Annotated in this window: 16 protein-coding genes; 9 read left to right on the forward strand and 7 right to left on the reverse strand. The window is 62.5% G+C overall.

The genetic code is table 11. The annotated features are described in order from the left end of the window. Positions 1 to 36 precede the first annotated feature (36 nt). Entirely contained in the window at positions 37 to 957 is a 921-nt protein-coding gene (locus AC07OV_RS01975; protein ID WP_495091386.1) for a bifunctional helix-turn-helix transcriptional regulator/GNAT family N-acetyltransferase, read from the forward strand. 37 nt (positions 958 to 994) lie between these two features. Here AC07OV_RS01975 and AC07OV_RS01980 read toward each other — a convergent pair whose 3' ends face one another. Both AC07OV_RS01980 and AC07OV_RS01985 read right to left on the reverse strand, forming a co-directional pair. Continuing rightward, positions 995 to 2398 carry an MFS transporter gene (locus AC07OV_RS01980; protein WP_495091387.1) on the reverse strand — a complete coding sequence of 468 codons (1404 nt, stop codon included), beginning with the start codon at positions 2396 to 2398 and terminating at the stop codon, positions 995 to 997. A gap of 143 nt (positions 2399 to 2541) precedes the next feature. Further along, complete coding sequence (locus tag AC07OV_RS01985; protein WP_495091388.1) at positions 2542 to 3072, reverse strand: GNAT family N-acetyltransferase; 531 nt, start codon at positions 3070 to 3072, stop codon at positions 2542 to 2544. Between the two features lie 277 nt (positions 3073 to 3349). On the opposite strand from AC07OV_RS01985, the gene proP reads away from it, so the two are divergent. Continuing rightward, entirely contained in the window at positions 3350 to 4852 is a 1503-nt protein-coding gene (gene proP / locus AC07OV_RS01990) for a glycine betaine/L-proline transporter ProP (RefSeq protein WP_495091389.1), read from the forward strand. 138 nt (positions 4853 to 4990) lie between these two features. Further along, positions 4991 to 5494 carry a GAF domain-containing protein gene (locus AC07OV_RS01995; protein ID WP_494995996.1) on the forward strand — a complete coding sequence of 168 codons (504 nt, stop codon included), beginning with the start codon at positions 4991 to 4993 and terminating at the stop codon, positions 5492 to 5494. A 3-nt stretch (positions 5495 to 5497) separates the two neighbouring features. Here AC07OV_RS01995 and AC07OV_RS02000 read toward each other — a convergent pair whose 3' ends face one another. Then, entirely contained in the window at positions 5498 to 6319 is an 822-nt protein-coding gene (locus AC07OV_RS02000; RefSeq protein WP_176995848.1) for an AraC family transcriptional regulator, read from the reverse strand. Between the two features lie 98 nt (positions 6320 to 6417). On the opposite strand from AC07OV_RS02000, the gene AC07OV_RS02005 reads away from it, so the two are divergent. Then, positions 6418 to 7629, forward strand: a complete 1212-nt coding sequence (locus AC07OV_RS02005) for an MFS transporter (RefSeq protein WP_176995847.1) — start codon at positions 6418 to 6420, stop codon at positions 7627 to 7629. Between the two features lie 108 nt (positions 7630 to 7737). Further along, positions 7738 to 8916 (forward strand): GGDEF domain-containing protein, encoded by a 1179-nt coding sequence (locus AC07OV_RS02010; RefSeq protein WP_495091390.1) that lies wholly within the window; start codon positions 7738 to 7740, stop codon positions 8914 to 8916. 515 nt (positions 8917 to 9431) lie between these two features. Here AC07OV_RS02010 and iolG read toward each other — a convergent pair. Next, positions 9432 to 10436, reverse strand: a complete 1005-nt coding sequence (gene iolG / locus AC07OV_RS02015) for an inositol 2-dehydrogenase (protein WP_495091391.1) — start codon at positions 10434 to 10436, stop codon at positions 9432 to 9434. 34 nt (positions 10437 to 10470) lie between these two features. Beyond that, positions 10471 to 11496 carry a LacI family DNA-binding transcriptional regulator gene (locus AC07OV_RS02020; protein WP_495091392.1) on the reverse strand — a complete coding sequence of 342 codons (1026 nt, stop codon included), beginning with the start codon at positions 11494 to 11496 and terminating at the stop codon, positions 10471 to 10473. A 124-nt stretch (positions 11497 to 11620) separates the two neighbouring features. Between AC07OV_RS02020 and AC07OV_RS02025 the strand changes: the two genes are divergently transcribed. From AC07OV_RS02025 to AC07OV_RS02035, 3 genes are read left to right on the forward strand one after another with little or no spacing between them, the layout of a single operon-like run. Then, entirely contained in the window at positions 11621 to 12466 is an 846-nt protein-coding gene (locus AC07OV_RS02025) for an SDR family oxidoreductase (protein ID WP_495091393.1), read from the forward strand. Further along, positions 12466 to 13599, forward strand: coding sequence for a phytanoyl-CoA dioxygenase family protein (locus AC07OV_RS02030; RefSeq protein ID WP_495091394.1), 1134 nt, complete (start codon positions 12466 to 12468; stop codon positions 13597 to 13599). The genes AC07OV_RS02025 and AC07OV_RS02030 overlap by 1 nt, the downstream gene beginning before the upstream one ends. A 43-nt stretch (positions 13600 to 13642) precedes the next feature. Next, positions 13643 to 14566 carry a sugar ABC transporter substrate-binding protein gene (locus AC07OV_RS02035; RefSeq protein ID WP_176995841.1) on the forward strand — a complete coding sequence of 308 codons (924 nt, stop codon included), beginning with the start codon at positions 13643 to 13645 and terminating at the stop codon, positions 14564 to 14566. A gap of 114 nt (positions 14567 to 14680) precedes the next feature. On the opposite strand, the gene AC07OV_RS02040 is transcribed toward AC07OV_RS02035, so the two are convergent. Then, positions 14681 to 15100 (reverse strand): MAPEG family protein, encoded by a 420-nt coding sequence (locus AC07OV_RS02040; protein WP_494996002.1) that lies wholly within the window; start codon positions 15098 to 15100, stop codon positions 14681 to 14683. After that, positions 15093 to 15398 (reverse strand): DUF2834 domain-containing protein, encoded by a 306-nt coding sequence (locus AC07OV_RS02045; RefSeq protein ID WP_494996003.1) that lies wholly within the window; start codon positions 15396 to 15398, stop codon positions 15093 to 15095. Before AC07OV_RS02045 ends, AC07OV_RS02040 begins: the two co-directional genes overlap by 8 nt. Positions 15399 to 15481: 83 nt before the next feature. Between AC07OV_RS02045 and AC07OV_RS02050 the strand changes: the two genes are divergently transcribed. Continuing rightward, positions 15482 to 16270, forward strand: coding sequence for a helix-turn-helix domain-containing protein (locus tag AC07OV_RS02050; protein WP_495091395.1), 789 nt, complete (start codon positions 15482 to 15484; stop codon positions 16268 to 16270). The last annotated feature ends 55 nt before the right edge of the window (positions 16271 to 16325 follow it).

Below are 16325 nucleotides of genomic sequence, written 5' to 3' on the forward strand. Positions count from 1 at the left end.
TATAATTGCTTCAGGCAACCATTCGAGCATTCCGCTATGTCTACCCCCCTGCTTGTCGAACGCGCCGGCATCGTGCGCGGCTTCAACCGCTTCTATACCCACCAGATCGGTGTGCTGCAGGAACACCTGCTGCAAAGCGACTTTTCCCTGACTGAAATCCGCGTGATGTACGAGCTGTCGACCCGGGGCGACCTGACCAGTGCAGACCTGTGCCAGATGCTCAGCCTCGACGCGGGTTACCTGAGCCGGTTGACCAGCGGCCTGGAAAAGAAAGGCCTGATCGAAAAAGTCCGCTCCACCACCGACGCCCGCGCACTGCAACTGCACCTCAGCGACCACGGCCATGCGGTGCTCGCGCCCCTGGAACAGCAAACCCAGAGCGAAGTCATCGCCCTGCTCGACAGCCTGCCCGAGACACAACAGCGGCAACTCACCGAGGCCATGAAACGCATCCAGGCCCTGCTGCAAGGTACGGCGCCAGGCTACCTGCTGCGCGATCCACAATCTGGCGACATGGGTACAGTGGTGCAGCAACAGACCGCGCTGTATGCCCGTGAATATGGCTGGAATTGGGAGTTCGAAGCGCTGGTGGCGGAGACTGTCGCCAAGTACTTGAGGGCGTTTGATCCGACGTGCGAGCGTTGCTGGATCGCGGAAAAGGACGGTGAAGTGGTGGGGTCGGTGTTTGTGATTCGCCACGACGACAACACCGCCCAGCTGCGCATGCTCTACGTGGACGCCAGTGCGCGAGGCATGGGGATCGGCCAACGGCTGGTGGATGAGTGTGTGCGTTTTGCCCAGCAGGTGGGTTACCAGCGCATGCAGTTGTGGACCGTGGACATCCTCGCCACTGCCCGCAAGCTCTATCAGAACGCCGGGTTCGCGTTGGTCGAGGAAGAAACGCTGGACACCTTCGGCAAATCCCTGGTCAGCCAGACCTGGGCCCGCGACCTGTGAAGCCGTCCCGCGCCGTTGCGGCGCGGGACGTCTCGCCTTACAGGTCGGTGATTTCCTTGTGGCGTGGCACCAGCGCTTTCATCACGCTCCAGGCTACCAGGTACGCCAGTGCGCAGATCGCGAACATGATCATGTAGCCGGTGTGGATGTCGTTGATGGACTTGTAGTAATCGAAAACCCAACCGCCGATCTTGGTCATCACCACACCGCCCAGCCCACCGGCCATGCCGCCGATACCCACCACCGAGGCCACGGTTTTTTGCGGGAACATGTCGGACACGGTGGTGAAGATGTTGCACGACCACGCCTGGTGCGCTGAAGCGCCCACGCCGATCAGCAATACCGGCACCCAGAAGCTGAGGTAACCGAACGGCTGCGCCAGCAACACCACCAGCGGGAACAGCGCGATCACCAGCATGGCTTTCATGCGGCCGTCATACGGGGCATCGCCACGTGCCATGAAGTAGCTGGGGAACCAGCCGCCGCCGATACTGCCGACCATGGTCATGCTGTACAGCACGGCCAGGGGCATCACGATGTCGGCGCCTTTCATGCCGTACTGCGCCGACAGGTAGGTGGGCAGCCAGAACAGGAAGAACCACCACACGCCGTCGGTCATGAACTTGCCAAAGGCAAACGCCCAGGTCTGGCGGTAGGTCAGCAGCTTGAACCACGAGACTTTCTTCTCGACCGTGCCCGCCGGTGCCGGGGTAAACGGCTGTACGGTCTGGTCACTGCGGATGTAGGCCAGTTCAGCGGCCGACAGGCGCTTTTGCTCTTCGGGCTTCTGGTAGAGGCCGATCCACACCGCCACCCACACAAAGCCCAGGGCGCCGATCACGATAAACGCCGCTTCCCAGCCCCACAGGCCGGCGATCAATGGCACACAGATGGGCGCCAGAATCGCGCCCACGTTGGCACCGGAGTTGAAAATGCCGGTGGCCAGGGAGCGTTCTTTCTTGGGGAAGTATTCGGCGGTGGCCTTGATCGCAATCGGGAAGTTACCCGCCTCGCCAATCGCCAGCACCGCGCGGGAGAGCATGAAGCCGGCAATCGACACCGGAATCACCGCCAGCCCGATGGCCCCGCTGATCGCCGCGACGCCCTCGCCCATCGGCACCGCGAACGCATGCATGATGGCGCCCGTGGACCAGATACCAATGGCCACGATATAGGCCGCCTTGGTGCCGATCTTGTCGACAAAGCGCCCGGCAAACAGCATGGAGATGGCATAGACAAACTGGAACACCGCCGCGATGTTGGCGTAGTCGGTGTTGCTCCAGCCAAATTGCGTCGACAACTGCGGCGCCAGCAGGCTGAGCACCTGCCGGTCGAGGTAGTTGACGGTGGTCGCGAAGAACAACATCGCGCAGATGGTCCAGCGATAGTTGCCTACAGCTTGGCCAACGCGCTGGGCGTTGATGGGCTCGTTCAAGTTCATGGCATCACTTTTTTATTTTTGTTAGGTAAGACATACATAACGTCATATGTCGTCGTACAACTGTGACTTTTATATCGGGCCTCCTACAGGCTGTCAATCTGAAAGATCGCTGTTATTCAGGTATTACGCGGCGATGTGAAATGTCAGGCAAAATCAGTTGTAGGACGACAAATATGAAAAACCCGGCTGGGCGCCTTGCCGGGTACGTCGTCGAGCAGGCCATAGGGCTGCATGCCGATCTTTTCCAGCACGCGGATTGACGCGGCGTGGTCTGGCCGCACCAGGCCGAAGACTTCAGGCAGGCCGAGTGTTTCAAATGCCAGCGCCAGCCCATCTCGGCCCAACTCGGTGGCGTAGCCCTGCCCCCAGGCTTCCACTGCAAAGCGGTACCCGAGGTTGATACGTCGGTCGGTCAGGTAATCGAGTGGCGCGACACCCCCAAAGCCGATGAGGTGATCCGGCGCTTCTCTGCGCGCAATCGCCCACCAGCCATAGCCGTCGGTGGCCCACTGCTGGAGCCAGTGATCGAGCAGGCGTTGTGCAACTTCCAGGCTGGCCATCGGTCCGGCGGGGTTGAACTGGTTGGTGCGCGGATCACCGAAGATCGCGAACAATCGCTGCACTTCACTCGGTTGTGGCTGGCGGTAGATCAGTCGTGCAACAGCTGTAGCCATACGAATATTCCTGTAGTGAGCGGGCTTGCCCCGCGCCGGCGGCGCTGAAATCGCGATTTGCCCGCTTAACTGCGGTGGCCGGGTTGACGCTGGCGCGGGGCAAGCCCGCTCACTACAAACCTTCGTAGGCCATCCACCCCAGACACGGCAAACCTTGCGCCCGAAAGCAAAAAAACAAATTAGCGGTGAATTTTTTCGTGTCGGCTTGTATCTGAACTGACAGAGCGGTGCCATCGCCACGATGGCACCTCCCCTGTTCTGTTTTAGAGTGTCCCGCATGAAATTACGTAAGAAAAGCGTCAAACCCATCGGATTGAAAGACATCACGATTGTCGACGATACCAAAGTGCGCAAGGCGATCACCGCCGCCGCGCTGGGTAACGCCATGGAATGGTTCGACTTCGGCGTCTACGGGTTCGTCGCCTACGTACTGGGCAAGGTGTTCTTCCCGGACGCGTCGCCCAGCGTACAGATGATCGCCGCACTGGCGACCTTCTCCGTGCCCTTCCTGATCCGCCCGCTGGGGGGCCTGTTCTTCGGCGCCCTGGGCGATAAATACGGGCGGCAAAAGGTACTCGCCGCCACCATTGTGATCATGTCCCTGAGCACCTTTGCCATCGGCCTGATCCCCGGCTATGACAGCATCGGCATCTGGGCACCGATCCTGTTGCTGCTGTGCAAAATGGCCCAGGGTTTCTCGGTGGGCGGCGAATACACCGGCGCGTCGATCTTCGTCGCCGAATACGCCCCGGACCGCAAGCGCGGGTTCCTCGGCAGCTGGCTGGACTTCGGTTCCATCGCCGGTTTCGTGCTTGGCGCAGGCGTGGTGGTGTTGATCTCCAGCGTGCTGGGCGACGAGCAGTTCGAAGCCTGGGGCTGGCGCCTGCCGTTCTTCCTCGCCCTGCCCCTGGGCATCATCGGCCTGTACCTGCGTCACGCGCTGGAAGAAACCCCGGCGTTCCAGCAACACATGGACAAGCTCGAAACAGGCGACCGCCAAGGCCTGACTCACGGCCCCAAAGTGTCCTTCAAGGAAGTCGCCACCAAGCACTGGCGCAGCCTGCTGACCTGCATCGGGATCGTCGCGGCCACCAACGTGACGTACTACATGCTGCTCACCTACATGCCGAGCTACCTGTCGCACAACCTGCACTACAAAGAAAACAGCGGCGTGCTGATCATCATCGCGATCATGGTGGGCATGCTGTTCGTGCAGCCGTTCATTGGGTTTGTCAGCGACAAAATCGGTCGCAAACCTTTCATCATCGGCGGCAGCATTGGCCTGTTGGTGCTGTCCATTCCGGCGTTCATGCTGATCACCAGTGGCAAGATCGGCCTGATCTTCGCAGGTTTGCTGATCCTGGCCGTGGTGTTGAACTTCTTCATCGGCGTGATGGCCTCGACGCTGCCGGCGATGTTCCCTACCCACATCCGCTACAGCGCGCTGGCCAGTGCGTTCAACGTCTCGGTGCTGATCGCCGGCCTGACGCCCACGGCCGTGGCCTGGCTGGTGGAAAGCACCAATGACCTGTACATGCCGGCCTACTACCTGATGGTGTTTGCGGTGGTCGGCCTGATCACCGGCCTGACCATGAAGGAAACCGCCAACCGCCCCCTGCGCGGCGCCGCACCGGCCGCCTCGGACATGGAAGAAGCCAAGGAGTTGCTGCAAGAGCACCACGACAACATCGAGCAGAAGATCGAAGACATCGATGCCGAAATTGCCGCGCTGGAAGCCAAGCGCCAGAACCTGGTGCAACAGCACCCCCGCATCAACTGACCCATAACTTGTAGTGAGCGGGCTTGCCCCGCGCCCGCGTCAACCCGGCCACCGCAGTTAACGGTCTCGTTGACGCCGGCGCGGGCCAAGCCCGTTCATTACGAAGGTTGCCCGACCGTTCTCCCTGGAGTATTCCGCATGGTTCCAAGCGTCACCGCAGCACACGCGTTACTCAGCGCCGACGAACGCGCCGCCATCGCCGAAATCGAAGCCACCACCAATATTCTTCACCTGGTCACCCGCCTGACCGGGATGCGCTTTGCCGGGATCGCCAAGTTCACCGACCTGGAATGGGTGGTGTGCTCGGTCTACGACCCGATGCAAATGGGCATCAACGTGCACGACGTACTCGACCTGGAAACCACCCTGTGCAGTGAGTTCTGCATCAATCCCCAAGCCCTGTTTATCCCCGAGATCAGCAAGAACGGACGCTTTGCCACGCGCCCGGTGGTCAAGCAATTTGAAATCGAAAGCTACGCCGGGGCGCCGATCTTCCTGCCCGATGGCCGGTTGTACGGCGCACTGTGCGCCCTGGACTCGCGGGCGATGCTGTTTGACGACCCCAACCTGCCGGAAACCCTGAGCCTGTTCGCACGGCTGGTGGGCTGCATTTTCTTCGCCAACCTGGCGGACGGCCGCTAGGCGCTAGCGGAAGAAATGGCTCGGCGTCTTGCCAAACTGTTTCTTGAACATGCTGGTAAACGCGCTGGGGCTTTCGTAGCCCAGCTCCAGGGCGATATCGATCACCTTTTCCCCCACCGCAATGCGCTCCAGTGCCAGCAGCAACCTGGCCTGTTGGCGCCATTGGCCAAAGGTCATGCCGGTTTCCTTGCGGAACAGGCGCTGGATGGTTTTCTGGTCCAGGTTCAGGCGCTCGCTCCAGTGCGCCACCGTGGAGGCGTCGCCCGGCTCTTCCTGCAACGCCACGCAGATACGCTGCAGACGCGGGTCCGCAGGTTGCGGCAAGGACAGCGGCAAGGCTGGCAACATCGCGAGTTCATCGAGGATCAGGTGCATGATCCGTGCGTCCCGCGAGTCCTCGGCGTACGGCGGCTTCAAGCTCACCGAGGCCTTGATCAGCTCGCTCAGCAGCGGCGAGATGCTTACCGTCTTCGGCTCGCCCGGCATGTTCGGGAAGCGATCCGGGCGCACAAACACGCTGCGCATCTTCAACGTGCCTACGCAACGCAGGGAATGCACTTGCCCGGCCGGCATCCAGATGCCACGGTTGGGCGGCACCGTCCACTGGTTCAACGCCGAGTACACCACCATCACGCCTTCGATGGCGTAGAGCAGTTGGTGCTTCTCATGGCTGTGGTCGGGGATCACCCAGTTTTCCGGGTAGTCCGTGGCGGAACTGATGACAGCCCAATCGCCTTCGTTGATTTCCTGGAGGAATTCGTTGAGTGGTTTGATCATTTCGCCCTTTTTGCGATGGTTGTCGCCCGAATTACGCGAGACAGGCATTCCTGACGAATCTAGCATGAACGCCGAATCATTTTGTAACGGATGGCGACCGTAAGCAGTCGCCGCCTTTGATTAGCTGCCTTGTATGGAATGCCCGCATGTCGACCCTCACTGCGTCACCCGCCGCCGCAACCACGACACCCCAAGCCAGCCCCTTGGTCATGCGCATCCTCGGCGCCTGCGCCCTGGCGCACTTGATCAATGACCTGATCCAGGCGGTGCTGCCGTCGATCTACCCGATGCTCAAGGCCAACTACGGCCTGACATTCACCCAGGTGGGCCTGATCACCCTGACCTTCCAGCTGACCGCGTCCCTGCTGCAACCGTGGATCGGTTACCACACCGACCGCCATCCCAAGCCGTGGCTGTTGCCGGCGGGCATGGTCTGCACGCTGATTGGCATCCTGATGCTGGCGTTTGTCGGCACCTTCCCGGCGATTTTGCTGGCAGCGGGCCTGGTGGGCGTCGGCTCCTCGACCTTCCACCCGGAAACCTCGCGTGTCGCACGCCTCGCGTCTGGCGGTCGTTATGGCCTGGCGCAATCGACGTTCCAGGTCGGCGGCAACACCGGCAGTGCCTTTGGCCCGTTGCTGGCAGCGGCGATCATCATCCCTTACGGCCAAAGCCACATCGCCTGGTTCGGCTTGTTTGCGGTGTTCGCGATCCTGGTGCTGTACGGCCTGAGCCGCTGGTACCGCAACCACCTCAACCTGTTCAAGCTCAAGGCCGGCGGTAAAGCGACCCACGGCCTGTCCAAAGGCCGCGTGACCTTTGCCCTGATCGTGCTGGCGGTGCTGGTGTTCTCCAAGTACTGGTACATGACCAGCCTCACCAGCTACTTCACGTTCTACCTGATCGAGAAATTCCAGCTGTCGGTTGCCAGCTCGCAGATGTACCTGTTCCTGTTCCTCGGCGCCGTGGCCGTCGGCACGTTCGCGGGCGGCCCGATTGGCGACAAGATCGGGCGCAAGAAAGTCATCTGGTTCTCGATCCTTGGCGCCGCGCCGTTCACCCTGGCCCTGCCCTACGTCGACCTGTTCTGGACGGCCGTATTGAGCGTGGTGATCGGCTTTATCATCGCCTCGGCCTTCTCGGCCATCGTGGTGTACGCCCAGGAACTGGTGCCGGGCAACGTGGGCATGATCGCCGGGATCTTCTTCGGCCTGATGTTCGGCTTCAGCGGGATTGGTGCCGCGCTGCTCGGTTTGCTCGCCGACACCCACGGTATCGAGTACGTCTATAAACTGTGCTCGTTCCTGCCGTTGGTGGGCATCCTGACGGTCTTGCTGCCCTCGACCAAGGGCGCCTGACCGGCCGATTATCGGATGGCTGTATGCCATCACGAAAGTTGCTCTGAAAAACCTGCGTGTGCGCTTACAATCCCGGTTTAAACGCACACCAGGCAGATCCGGCAAGACATGACGCTCGACCCCCCTACGATTTTGGCCCTTACGGTTGCCCTCGCCGCTGCGGCCGCGCTGTACCTGGCCGTTGAATGGCGCAGCGTGCGCGAACCCTCGTTGCTTTACTGGAGCGCCGGGTTCGCCACCATCACCATCGGCTCCACCCTCGCCCTGTTGCGCCTCAATGGCTACCTGATGATTGGCATCTGGTTCGCCAACGGCTTGCTGGTGACCGCACACTTCCTGTTCTTGCTTGGCGTGGCGCGCTTTACCCAGACGCGCCTGTCGCCCCTGTGGCTGCTGATGCTGGCGGTGTGGCTGGGCATGCTGATGCTGCCGGCGGACCCGTCGTGGTCCAAGGTCATGCTGGGGGTGCAGTCGTTGCTGGTGTCACTGCCCACCCTGCGCGCCAGTTTCCTGCTGCGCCCCCATGGCAAGTCCCTGAGCATCGGCGCGGTGCAGTTGCGCTTCGTCTTGCTGATTCACGGCGCGTTTTATGTGGCCAAGGCGCTGTCGGTACTGATCCCGGGCACCTTGATTGATTTGGCCGCGTTCAAGGGCGAGATCATCCAGATTTCCCTGGTGGAAGGCGCGATGGCAATCATGCTGATCGCGCTGTCGATGACCGGCTCCGAACGCTACCGCCGCGAACAGCAGATCGCTCAACTCGCCGCCCGCGACCCACTCACGGCGCTGTACAACCGTCGCGCCCTGGACGTGCATGCGCCGCCCCTGCTGGCCCAGGTTGCGCCGGCACAACCGGGCGCGCTGCTGTTGATCGATATCGACAACTTCAAGTCGGTCAACGACCTCTACGGCCATGTGGCCGGCGACCGCCTGCTGATCGCCTTGAGCGAAATGATCCGCGCCGTCGTGCCTCAGGGTTCATTGGCTGCCCGGTTGGGTGGCGATGAATTCGTGATCCTGCTGCACCAGGCGTCGACACAACAGATCGTCGAACTGGGCAGTGGCCTGCGCGACCAGTTCCAGCAACTGGCCGCACAGTCCTTCACCACCCCGGCACCGGTGACCCTGAGCATCGGCGCCAACCTGTTCGATCAGCCACCGGCCAGCCTCACGGCCTTGATTGAACAAGGCGACACCGCGCTGTATGAAACCAAGCGCGGTGGCCGCGACAGCATCCGCCTGGTGGACCGCACGGGCTCACGCTCGGCGCCGTCCAATGCCTTCTGACGGCCCAATAAGGAAGTGAACCCGGCGCCGATAAGGGATATGCGCAAGCGACCAGGTTTGAATTCACTGTAGGCGCCGGCTTGCCGACGATGGCGGTGGACCAGGCGACATCTCTATTGGCTGTGCCGCCGCTTTCGCAGGCAAGCCAGCTCCTACAGGGGAATTGGCGTCAAACACCCTCCGTAGGAGCCGGCTTGCCGGCGATGGCGGTGGGTCAGGCGACATCTGTGTTGGCTGTGCTGCCGCTATCGCTGGCAAGCCAGCTCCTACAGGGGAATTGGCGTCAAACACCCTCTGTAGGAGCCGGCTTGCCGGCGATGGCGGTGGACGAGGCGACATCTCTATTGGCTGTGCCGCCGCTTTCGCTGGCAAGCCAGCTCCTACAGGGGAATTGGCGTCAAACACCCTCCGTAGGAGCCGGCTTGCCGGCGATGGCGGTGGATCAGGCGACATCTTTGTTGGCAGTGCCGCCGCTATCGCTGGCAAGCCAGCGCCTACAGGGGAGCGGCGTACAGTCATAGGTCGTAGTTGACCGCCACACTGCGCCCGGTTTTCACCGATTCGAGCGCGCAATCGGCCAAGTGCAACGCATACAGGCCATCACGCACGCTTGTGGGCAACGGGTTGCCGCTGTTCAGCGCGTCGATGAATTGCGTCAGCTCATTGCGGTAGGCATCGGCGTACCGCTCCAGGAAAAAGTGCTGCAACGGCTCCAGCGCCTCGGTGTGTTCGGCACTCCAATGGCGCAAGGTGCTGGGCCGGTGGTTGTCGGTGAGCAGTACGCCGCGGGCCCCCGACACTTCCACCCGCTGGTCATAGCCATACACCGCCTGGCGGCAGCAATTGATGTGGCATTGCTTGCCGGAGGCGGTGCGCAACAGCACCATCACGCTGTCGTAATCGTCGATCTCGGCCAGGCTCGGGTCCACCAGGCGACTGGCGATGGCGCTGACCTCCACCGGTTCTTCGCCGAGCAGGTGGCGAGCGGTGTCGAAGTCGTGGATGGTCATGTCGCGCAGAATGCCGCCGGAGTGTTCCAGGTAGTCACGCGGCGCCAGCCCGGGGTCGCGGCTGGTGATGATCACCTGACGCACCGCGCCGATCTGCCCCGCATCCAGGGCCTGGCGCAGGCGCAGCATGTCGGGGTCGAAACGCCGGTTGAAGCCGAGCATCACCCGCCCCCCCTGGCGCTCGACGGCTTGCGCGGCGCTGCGGGCCCTGGCGATGTCCAGGTCGATAGGTTTTTCGCAAAGCACCGCCTTGCCTTCGGCTACCGCTGCCAGCAACAGGTCGATATGGGTGTCGGTGGGCGTGCCGATCACCACCGCGTCGATGTCCTTGCGGGTCAGCACTGCCGCGCAATCGTAAGCGGCCTCGCAGCCCAACTGCGTGCTCAGCGCATCGACGCCTTCGCGCCAGGGGTCGGCCACCAGCACCAGCGTGGCATTCGGGTGGGCAGCGACGTTGGCGGCGTGGATCCTGGCGATGCGCCCGGCACCCAGAACGGCGATTCTCAGCATGGTCGAACTCCTGATGTTGTTATTGAGGGAGTGCTTAGTCCGGCAGATTGAACGGCGTGACGATCTGCACCTGGGACGGCGCAATCGGCCCGGCCTTCCACAGCCGGTGGTATTGCAGGATGTGCAGAAACACGCTGCGGGCATCGATCTGCAGGTTATGGTCGATGATCGCGGCGACTTTTTCTTCGAGCAGCAATTGGCGGTTCTCTTCGTCAAGGTCGTGGCCGATGAACACCTCCAACGGCCGCTCCAGCGCGGCGAACGCATCGACAATCGCCCGGTTGCCGCCGCCCACGCTGTACACCGCCTTCAAGTCAGGGTTGAGTTTCAAGGCCTGGGTGACGCGCTCGAACGTGCGGTCATACACGCCGTAGCCACCGCTGATATCCATCACCCGCAGGTGCGCAGCACGGCCGCGCAGCCAGGCACGAAAGCCCATCTCGCGCTCTTCTTCGCCGCGGAACAATTCACTGCCGATCACAACGGCCACGTCCTGCGGTTGCACCGGCAGCCAGCGCGACATGAGGTAAGCGGCGGTCTGCCCCGCCGTGCGGTTGTCCATGCCCACGTAGCCAATGCGCTCGCTTTGCGGCAGGTCGGTCACCAGCGTTACCACCGGAATGCCCGCCGCGATCAGTTGCTTGACCGCCTGGTTCACCGCCGGCTCATCGGCGGCCTTGAGCACCACGCCCTGGCTGCAGGTGTCGAGGCAGCGCAGCAACTGGTCATGCATGGCCTGGGGTTCGATCTCTTCGAACAGGTGGAAACGCGGTGCGATGCGAAACGGCGCCAGGCTGGCCAGCTGCGCGACGATGGCCGCCTGCACCGCCGCGCTGAAACGCTGGGGCGTGTGCATGATCACGTCGACATGGAACGTACGCCCCACCGCCAGGCCGTTTTTCTCCTGGGCCTCCAACTCATCCAACGCCTGCTCGATACGCCGCCGCGTCTGCCCGTGCACGCTGCCGCGCTGGTGGAGCACACGGTCGACCGTGGCTTTGCTCACACCCGCCTGGGTGGCGAGCTGCTTGATGGAGAAGTGTTTGGCGCGTTCGAGCATGGGGTTGGCCTGAGGTGTTTTTGAGGTCTTTTTTGGGCGTTACTGAGGTTTCGCAATGCTAGTCTCAGTTTTGCCCGCCGTCGAGCCGGGCGATGCACAACAACAAAAATTCCAGGAGAACCCCATGCCCCACACCGATCTCGCCACCTCGTTCAGCGGCCAATACTTCGTCGTCACCGGCAGCACCCAGGGCCTCGGCGCTGCGGTGGCCCACACCCTGGCGCAGCGGGGCGCTGCCGGGCTGATCCTCTGCGGTCGCCGCCGCGCCCAGGGCGAAGAGCAGGTGCGGCAACTGGCACAGCTCGATTGCCAGGCGTTTTTTGTCGAGGCCGACCTGGAAAACGTCGAGGACTGCCGCGCGATCATCGAGGCTGCGCGCACTCACTTCGGCACCTTGCATGGCCTGGTGAACTGCGCCGGTATGTCCGACCGCGGCACCATCCTCGACACCTCGCCCGAACTGTTCGAGCGGCTGTTTGCGGTGAACGTGCGGGCGCCGTTTTTCCTGATGCAGGAAGCGTTGAAGTTGATGATCAGCACCGGCGTGGAAGGCGCCGTGGTGAATATCCAGAGCGTCACCGGCCACGGCGGGCAATCGTTCTTGAGCGCGTATGCGGCGTCCAAGGGCGCGCTGGCGATCCTGACCAAGAACGTCGCGTTCAGTGCCCTGCGCAACCGTATCCGGGTGAATGGCCTGAACATCGGCTGGATGGACACGCCCCACGAGGATGAGATCCAGCGCCAATACCACGGCGCCGAGGACGGCTGGCTGGAAAAGGCCGAAAACGCACAACCCTTCGGCCGCTTGCTCAAGCCCGAGGAAGTGGCGCAAAGCGTGGCGTTTTTGCTGTCGCGGGAGTCGGGCATGATGACCGGCGCGGTGATCGACCTGGAGCAAGGCGTGGTCGGTTGCACCGACAGCAGCACCCCGCAACCGCACCAGGCCCTGAGCCTGTCGGGAGGTGTGTGATGTCGGCGTTTGTCACAGGCGACGCCGTGCAACTGGCGGATTTCAGCCACGTCTGCGCGCAACGCGCCACCCAGGATGATTACCCGCTGTGCGCTGAGGTGATGAGCAATGTGCCGATCTATCAGGCCCGCAGCCTGCGTCACGCCGACCGCCTGACGGTGATGAATGAACTGCATCGCCTGTTTCGCGATGGCCCGGGCGTGATGGTGGTACGCGGCGCCTACGAAGACCTTGAGGTGGTCGACCGCCATAGCCAGGTGTTCGAGGCGATCTTTGCCAATGAGACCGCGCAAGGTGTGGCCGCCGACCACTTCGCCAAGGCGGGCAGCAACGGGCGTATCTGGAACTCCCTGCAAAAGGCCGCGTTGCAGTCGCCTGAATCGTTTGTCGAGTATTACGCCAACCCGCTGTTAGGGCTGATTGCCGAAGCGTGGCTTGGCCCGAGTTTCCAGGTCACCGCGCAGGTCAACGTGGTGCACCCCGGCGGCCAGGCGCAGCAGCCCCATCGCGACTATCACCTGGGTTTCCAGACGACCGACGTGGTGGAGCGCTTCCCCCTGCCCCTGCACGAGTTGTCCCAGTACCTGACGCTGCAAGGCGCGGTGGCCCATTCGGACATGCCGCTGGAAACCGGTCCCACCCAGTTGCTGCCGTTTTCCCAACAGTACGCCCTGGGCTACCTGGCGTGGCGCCGTGCGGAATTCATCGACTACTTCCAGCAACACGCCGTGCAACTGCCGCTGAACAAGGGCGACCTGCTGTTCTTCAACCCGGCGCTGTTTCACGCGGCCGGCACCAACCGCACGCCCGACCGCCAGCGCATGGCCAACCTGCTGCAGATCTCCTCGGCGTTCGGCAAACCCATGGAAGCCCTCGACCGCGACCGCATGATGCTGGCGGTGTACCCGGTGCTGCTGGCAAACACCGCGCTGGATGCCAGCGCCGTAGAGGCCGTGATCGCCTGCACCGCCGACGGTTACTCATTCCCCACCAACCTCGACACCGACCCGCCCCTGCACGGGCTGGCCCCACAAACCGGGCAGCAACTGATGGTGCAGGCCCTCAACGAACGCTGGCCACTGGCACACTTTGCCGCTGCCGTGGAGCAGCTGCGCGCCAAACGCCAGGCGTGAATCACTCTGTTTTAACAACAACAAAAAATAACGGAGCACCCCCATGAAGAAGCAAGTCCTTGCGGCACTCTTTACCCTGGCGATCACCCCGTGGGCGCTGGCGGATATACGGATCGGCGTGAGCATCGCTCAGGTCGACGATGTGTTCCTCGCGCAGATGCGTGACTACATGGCAGCCCACGCCAAAGAACTGCCCGGCGTGACCCTGCAATTCGAAGACGCCCAGGGCGATGTGGTGCGCCAGCTCAACCAGGTGCAAAACTTCACCGCCCAGGGCATGGACGCGATTATCGTCAACGCCGTGGACACCGCCGCCACGCAGAAGATGACCGTCAATGCCCAGCAGGCCAAGACGCCGCTGGTGTACGTCAACCGCCGCCCGGAGTTCAAGGACGTGCCGGCTGGCGTGGGGTATGTCGGCTCCGACGAGATCAAGGCCGGTGAGATCCAGATGCGCTACCTGGCGGAAAAAATGGGCGGCAAGGGCAACCTTGCGATCATGCTCGGGCTGCTGTCCAACAACGCCACCCACAACCGCACCCAGGGCGTGAAGAACGTGCTCAAGGAGTACCCGGGCATCAAGATCGTCGAGGAACAAAGCGCCGAGTGGCAGCGCAGCAAGGCGATCGACCTGATGAACAACTGGATCGTCTCGGGCACCAGGATTGATGCGGTTGCCGCGAACGCGGATGAAATGGCGATTGGCGCGGCCATGGCGATCAGCCAGGCGGGCATGCAACCGGGCAAGGACATCCTGGTCGCCGGCAGCGACGGCGGCGCCGCCGGGTTGGATGCCGTGAAAAAAGGCCTGTTGCTGGTAACGGCGTACCAGGACAACAAGGGCCAGGCCGTGGGCGCCATCGACCTGGCGGTGAAGATGGTGAAGAAACAACCCTACACCGCTGAACTGACCATCCCTTACCAGCAGATCACCAAGGACAACTACCAGGCCTTCCTCAACCCATAATCCCCCCAGCCCCCCTGTAGGAGCTGGCTTGTCGAATCGTCGCACCGCAGCGATGGCGGTCCATCAGTTAAACAACCATTGCCTGACAGACCGCTATCGCTGGCAAGCCAGCTCCTACATTGAATCAACGATGCACACTCCAAGGCCGAACTGGCAGGCCACACCTACCCCATACGCCAACGTGCGCCAGGGCTGCCACCTCTTCAGATAGGCCACTGTGTGCGTCACGCGCGCCAGGGTGAAACCGCCGCACAGCCAAAAGAAGGCGACGCTGTCATCCCCCAACACCACACATAACCCACCCAACACAAAAAACAGCGGGATATTCTCCAGATCATTCGCCCAAGCCCTCGCCGCCCGGGCAACCTGGGGCAGTTCTTCTGGCTGGGCCGCACGCTTGAAGAACGCCGCGTCTTCCCGATGGGTAAACGCCAAGCCCCGTAACCGGAAGTACCCCTGGTAGCAGGAAATCGCAAACATCTTCAGGCACAGCAACAGCACACACAGCGCATACACCTTCAGCAGGTCATTCATCGCGGCCTCCATTCACCACCAGATACAACAGCGGCCCCACCGAAACGAACACCGCCGTCAGCACAAAGTAAGGCACCAACGACGCCACCGAGCGCCCACGCCGGCGGGCATCCCGGTACATCCACACGCACGCCAGCACCGCCATCAGATAAAGGTCGATGACCACCTGGGCGGTGTCGGGCCGTGACATCAGTTCCAGCCCGAACGCCAACAACGATTGCTGCGCCGTCAGCATCGTGGCCAGGGTGTACAGCGAAAAGCCGAGTAATGCGGCGAGGGCGAGATAAGGTCTGCGCATGGCGTCTTCCTTGGAGTGATTGAGGCCCACCCTAGTGATAAGGTGACGGCCCTCGCAATGACCTCGGAGGTCATCAAACCCTCATGGACACCCCCACTCCCGCGGGCGAACTGCTGCGCCAGTTGCGCCGCAACGCCAAGCTCAGCCAGCTGGACCTGGCCCTGATCACCGGTGTTTCCCAGCGCCACCTCAGTTGCATCGAAACCGGGCGTGCCAAGCCCAGCGCTGGCACGCTGCACCGGGTGTTGACGGCCCTGGATGCGCCGCTGGAACACGCCAATCGGGTGTTCTTTGCCGCCGGCTACGCCCCGCGTTACGCGGCCACCCCGCTCGCCTCGCCCGCCATGGCGGCGGTACGTGAAGCAGTCCACCACGTGTTGCATGCCAACAACCCCGCTCCGGCGATTTTGCTGGGCAGCCACTGGGAAGTGCTGGCGGCGAATGCCAGTGCTGGGGTGCTGTTCGGGCTGGTCGGCCTGCAAGCGGACGCGGCCGATGGCTTGAACCTGCTCACCACCCTGCTGCAACCGAGTGGCCTGGGCGACCACCTGATCAATGCCGAGGAGATCCGCACCCTCGCCTGGCAACGAGCAACCCGCGAAGCACTGGGCAACCCCGAACTGGCGGCCTTGCTGGCCACCTTGCCGGTGCCCGACAGCACCGAGCTGCCCGCGCAAATGCCGCCGTTGGTGCTCACACGCATCCGCTCAAGCCAGGGCGAGCTGAACTTCCTGTCGACCTTCACCACCTTTGGCATGCCCCAGGACATCACCCTGACCTCGCTGCGAATCGAACACCTGATTCCCGCCGACGAGCACACCTGGCAGGTCATGCGTGCGGCCTATGCCGACCATGCGGCGCTGGTTTTGTGAAATATCTGTACGTAGACTGCCGCCATACCTCCCACTTGAAGGCGGCGAAAAAAAC

It is taken from the genome of Pseudomonas sp. GW821-FHT09A09, from assembly GCF_059418405.1.

Excerpts from the sequence above, each read along its gene's own strand:
- AC07OV_RS02050 (WP_495091395.1), top strand. The coding sequence starts at position 15,482 with ATGGACACCCCCACTCCCGCGGGCGAACTGCTGCGCCAGTTGCGCCGC.
- AC07OV_RS01980 (WP_495091387.1), bottom strand. The coding sequence starts at position 2,398 with ATGAACTTGAACGAGCCCATCAACGCCCAGCGCGTTGGCCAAGCTGTA.
- AC07OV_RS02010 (WP_495091390.1), top strand. The coding sequence starts at position 7,738 with ATGACGCTCGACCCCCCTACGATTTTGGCCCTTACGGTTGCCCTCGCC.
- AC07OV_RS02020 (WP_495091392.1), bottom strand. The coding sequence starts at position 11,496 with ATGCTCGAACGCGCCAAACACTTCTCCATCAAGCAGCTCGCCACCCAG.
- AC07OV_RS01975 (WP_495091386.1), top strand. The coding sequence starts at position 37 with ATGTCTACCCCCCTGCTTGTCGAACGCGCCGGCATCGTGCGCGGCTTC.
- AC07OV_RS02040 (WP_494996002.1), bottom strand. The coding sequence starts at position 15,100 with ATGAATGACCTGCTGAAGGTGTATGCGCTGTGTGTGCTGTTGCTGTGC.
- proP (WP_495091389.1), top strand. The coding sequence starts at position 3,350 with ATGAAATTACGTAAGAAAAGCGTCAAACCCATCGGATTGAAAGACATC.
- AC07OV_RS02005 (WP_176995847.1), top strand. The coding sequence starts at position 6,418 with ATGTCGACCCTCACTGCGTCACCCGCCGCCGCAACCACGACACCCCAA.
- AC07OV_RS02035 (WP_176995841.1), top strand. The coding sequence starts at position 13,643 with ATGAAGAAGCAAGTCCTTGCGGCACTCTTTACCCTGGCGATCACCCCG.
- AC07OV_RS01995 (WP_494995996.1), top strand. The coding sequence starts at position 4,991 with ATGGTTCCAAGCGTCACCGCAGCACACGCGTTACTCAGCGCCGACGAA.
- AC07OV_RS02025 (WP_495091393.1), top strand. The coding sequence starts at position 11,621 with ATGCCCCACACCGATCTCGCCACCTCGTTCAGCGGCCAATACTTCGTC.
- AC07OV_RS02045 (WP_494996003.1), bottom strand. The coding sequence starts at position 15,398 with ATGCGCAGACCTTATCTCGCCCTCGCCGCATTACTCGGCTTTTCGCTG.
- AC07OV_RS01985 (WP_495091388.1), bottom strand. The coding sequence starts at position 3,072 with ATGGCTACAGCTGTTGCACGACTGATCTACCGCCAGCCACAACCGAGT.
- AC07OV_RS02030 (WP_495091394.1), top strand. The coding sequence starts at position 12,466 with ATGTCGGCGTTTGTCACAGGCGACGCCGTGCAACTGGCGGATTTCAGC.
- iolG (WP_495091391.1), bottom strand. The coding sequence starts at position 10,436 with ATGCTGAGAATCGCCGTTCTGGGTGCCGGGCGCATCGCCAGGATCCAC.
- AC07OV_RS02000 (WP_176995848.1), bottom strand. The coding sequence starts at position 6,319 with ATGCCTGTCTCGCGTAATTCGGGCGACAACCATCGCAAAAAGGGCGAA.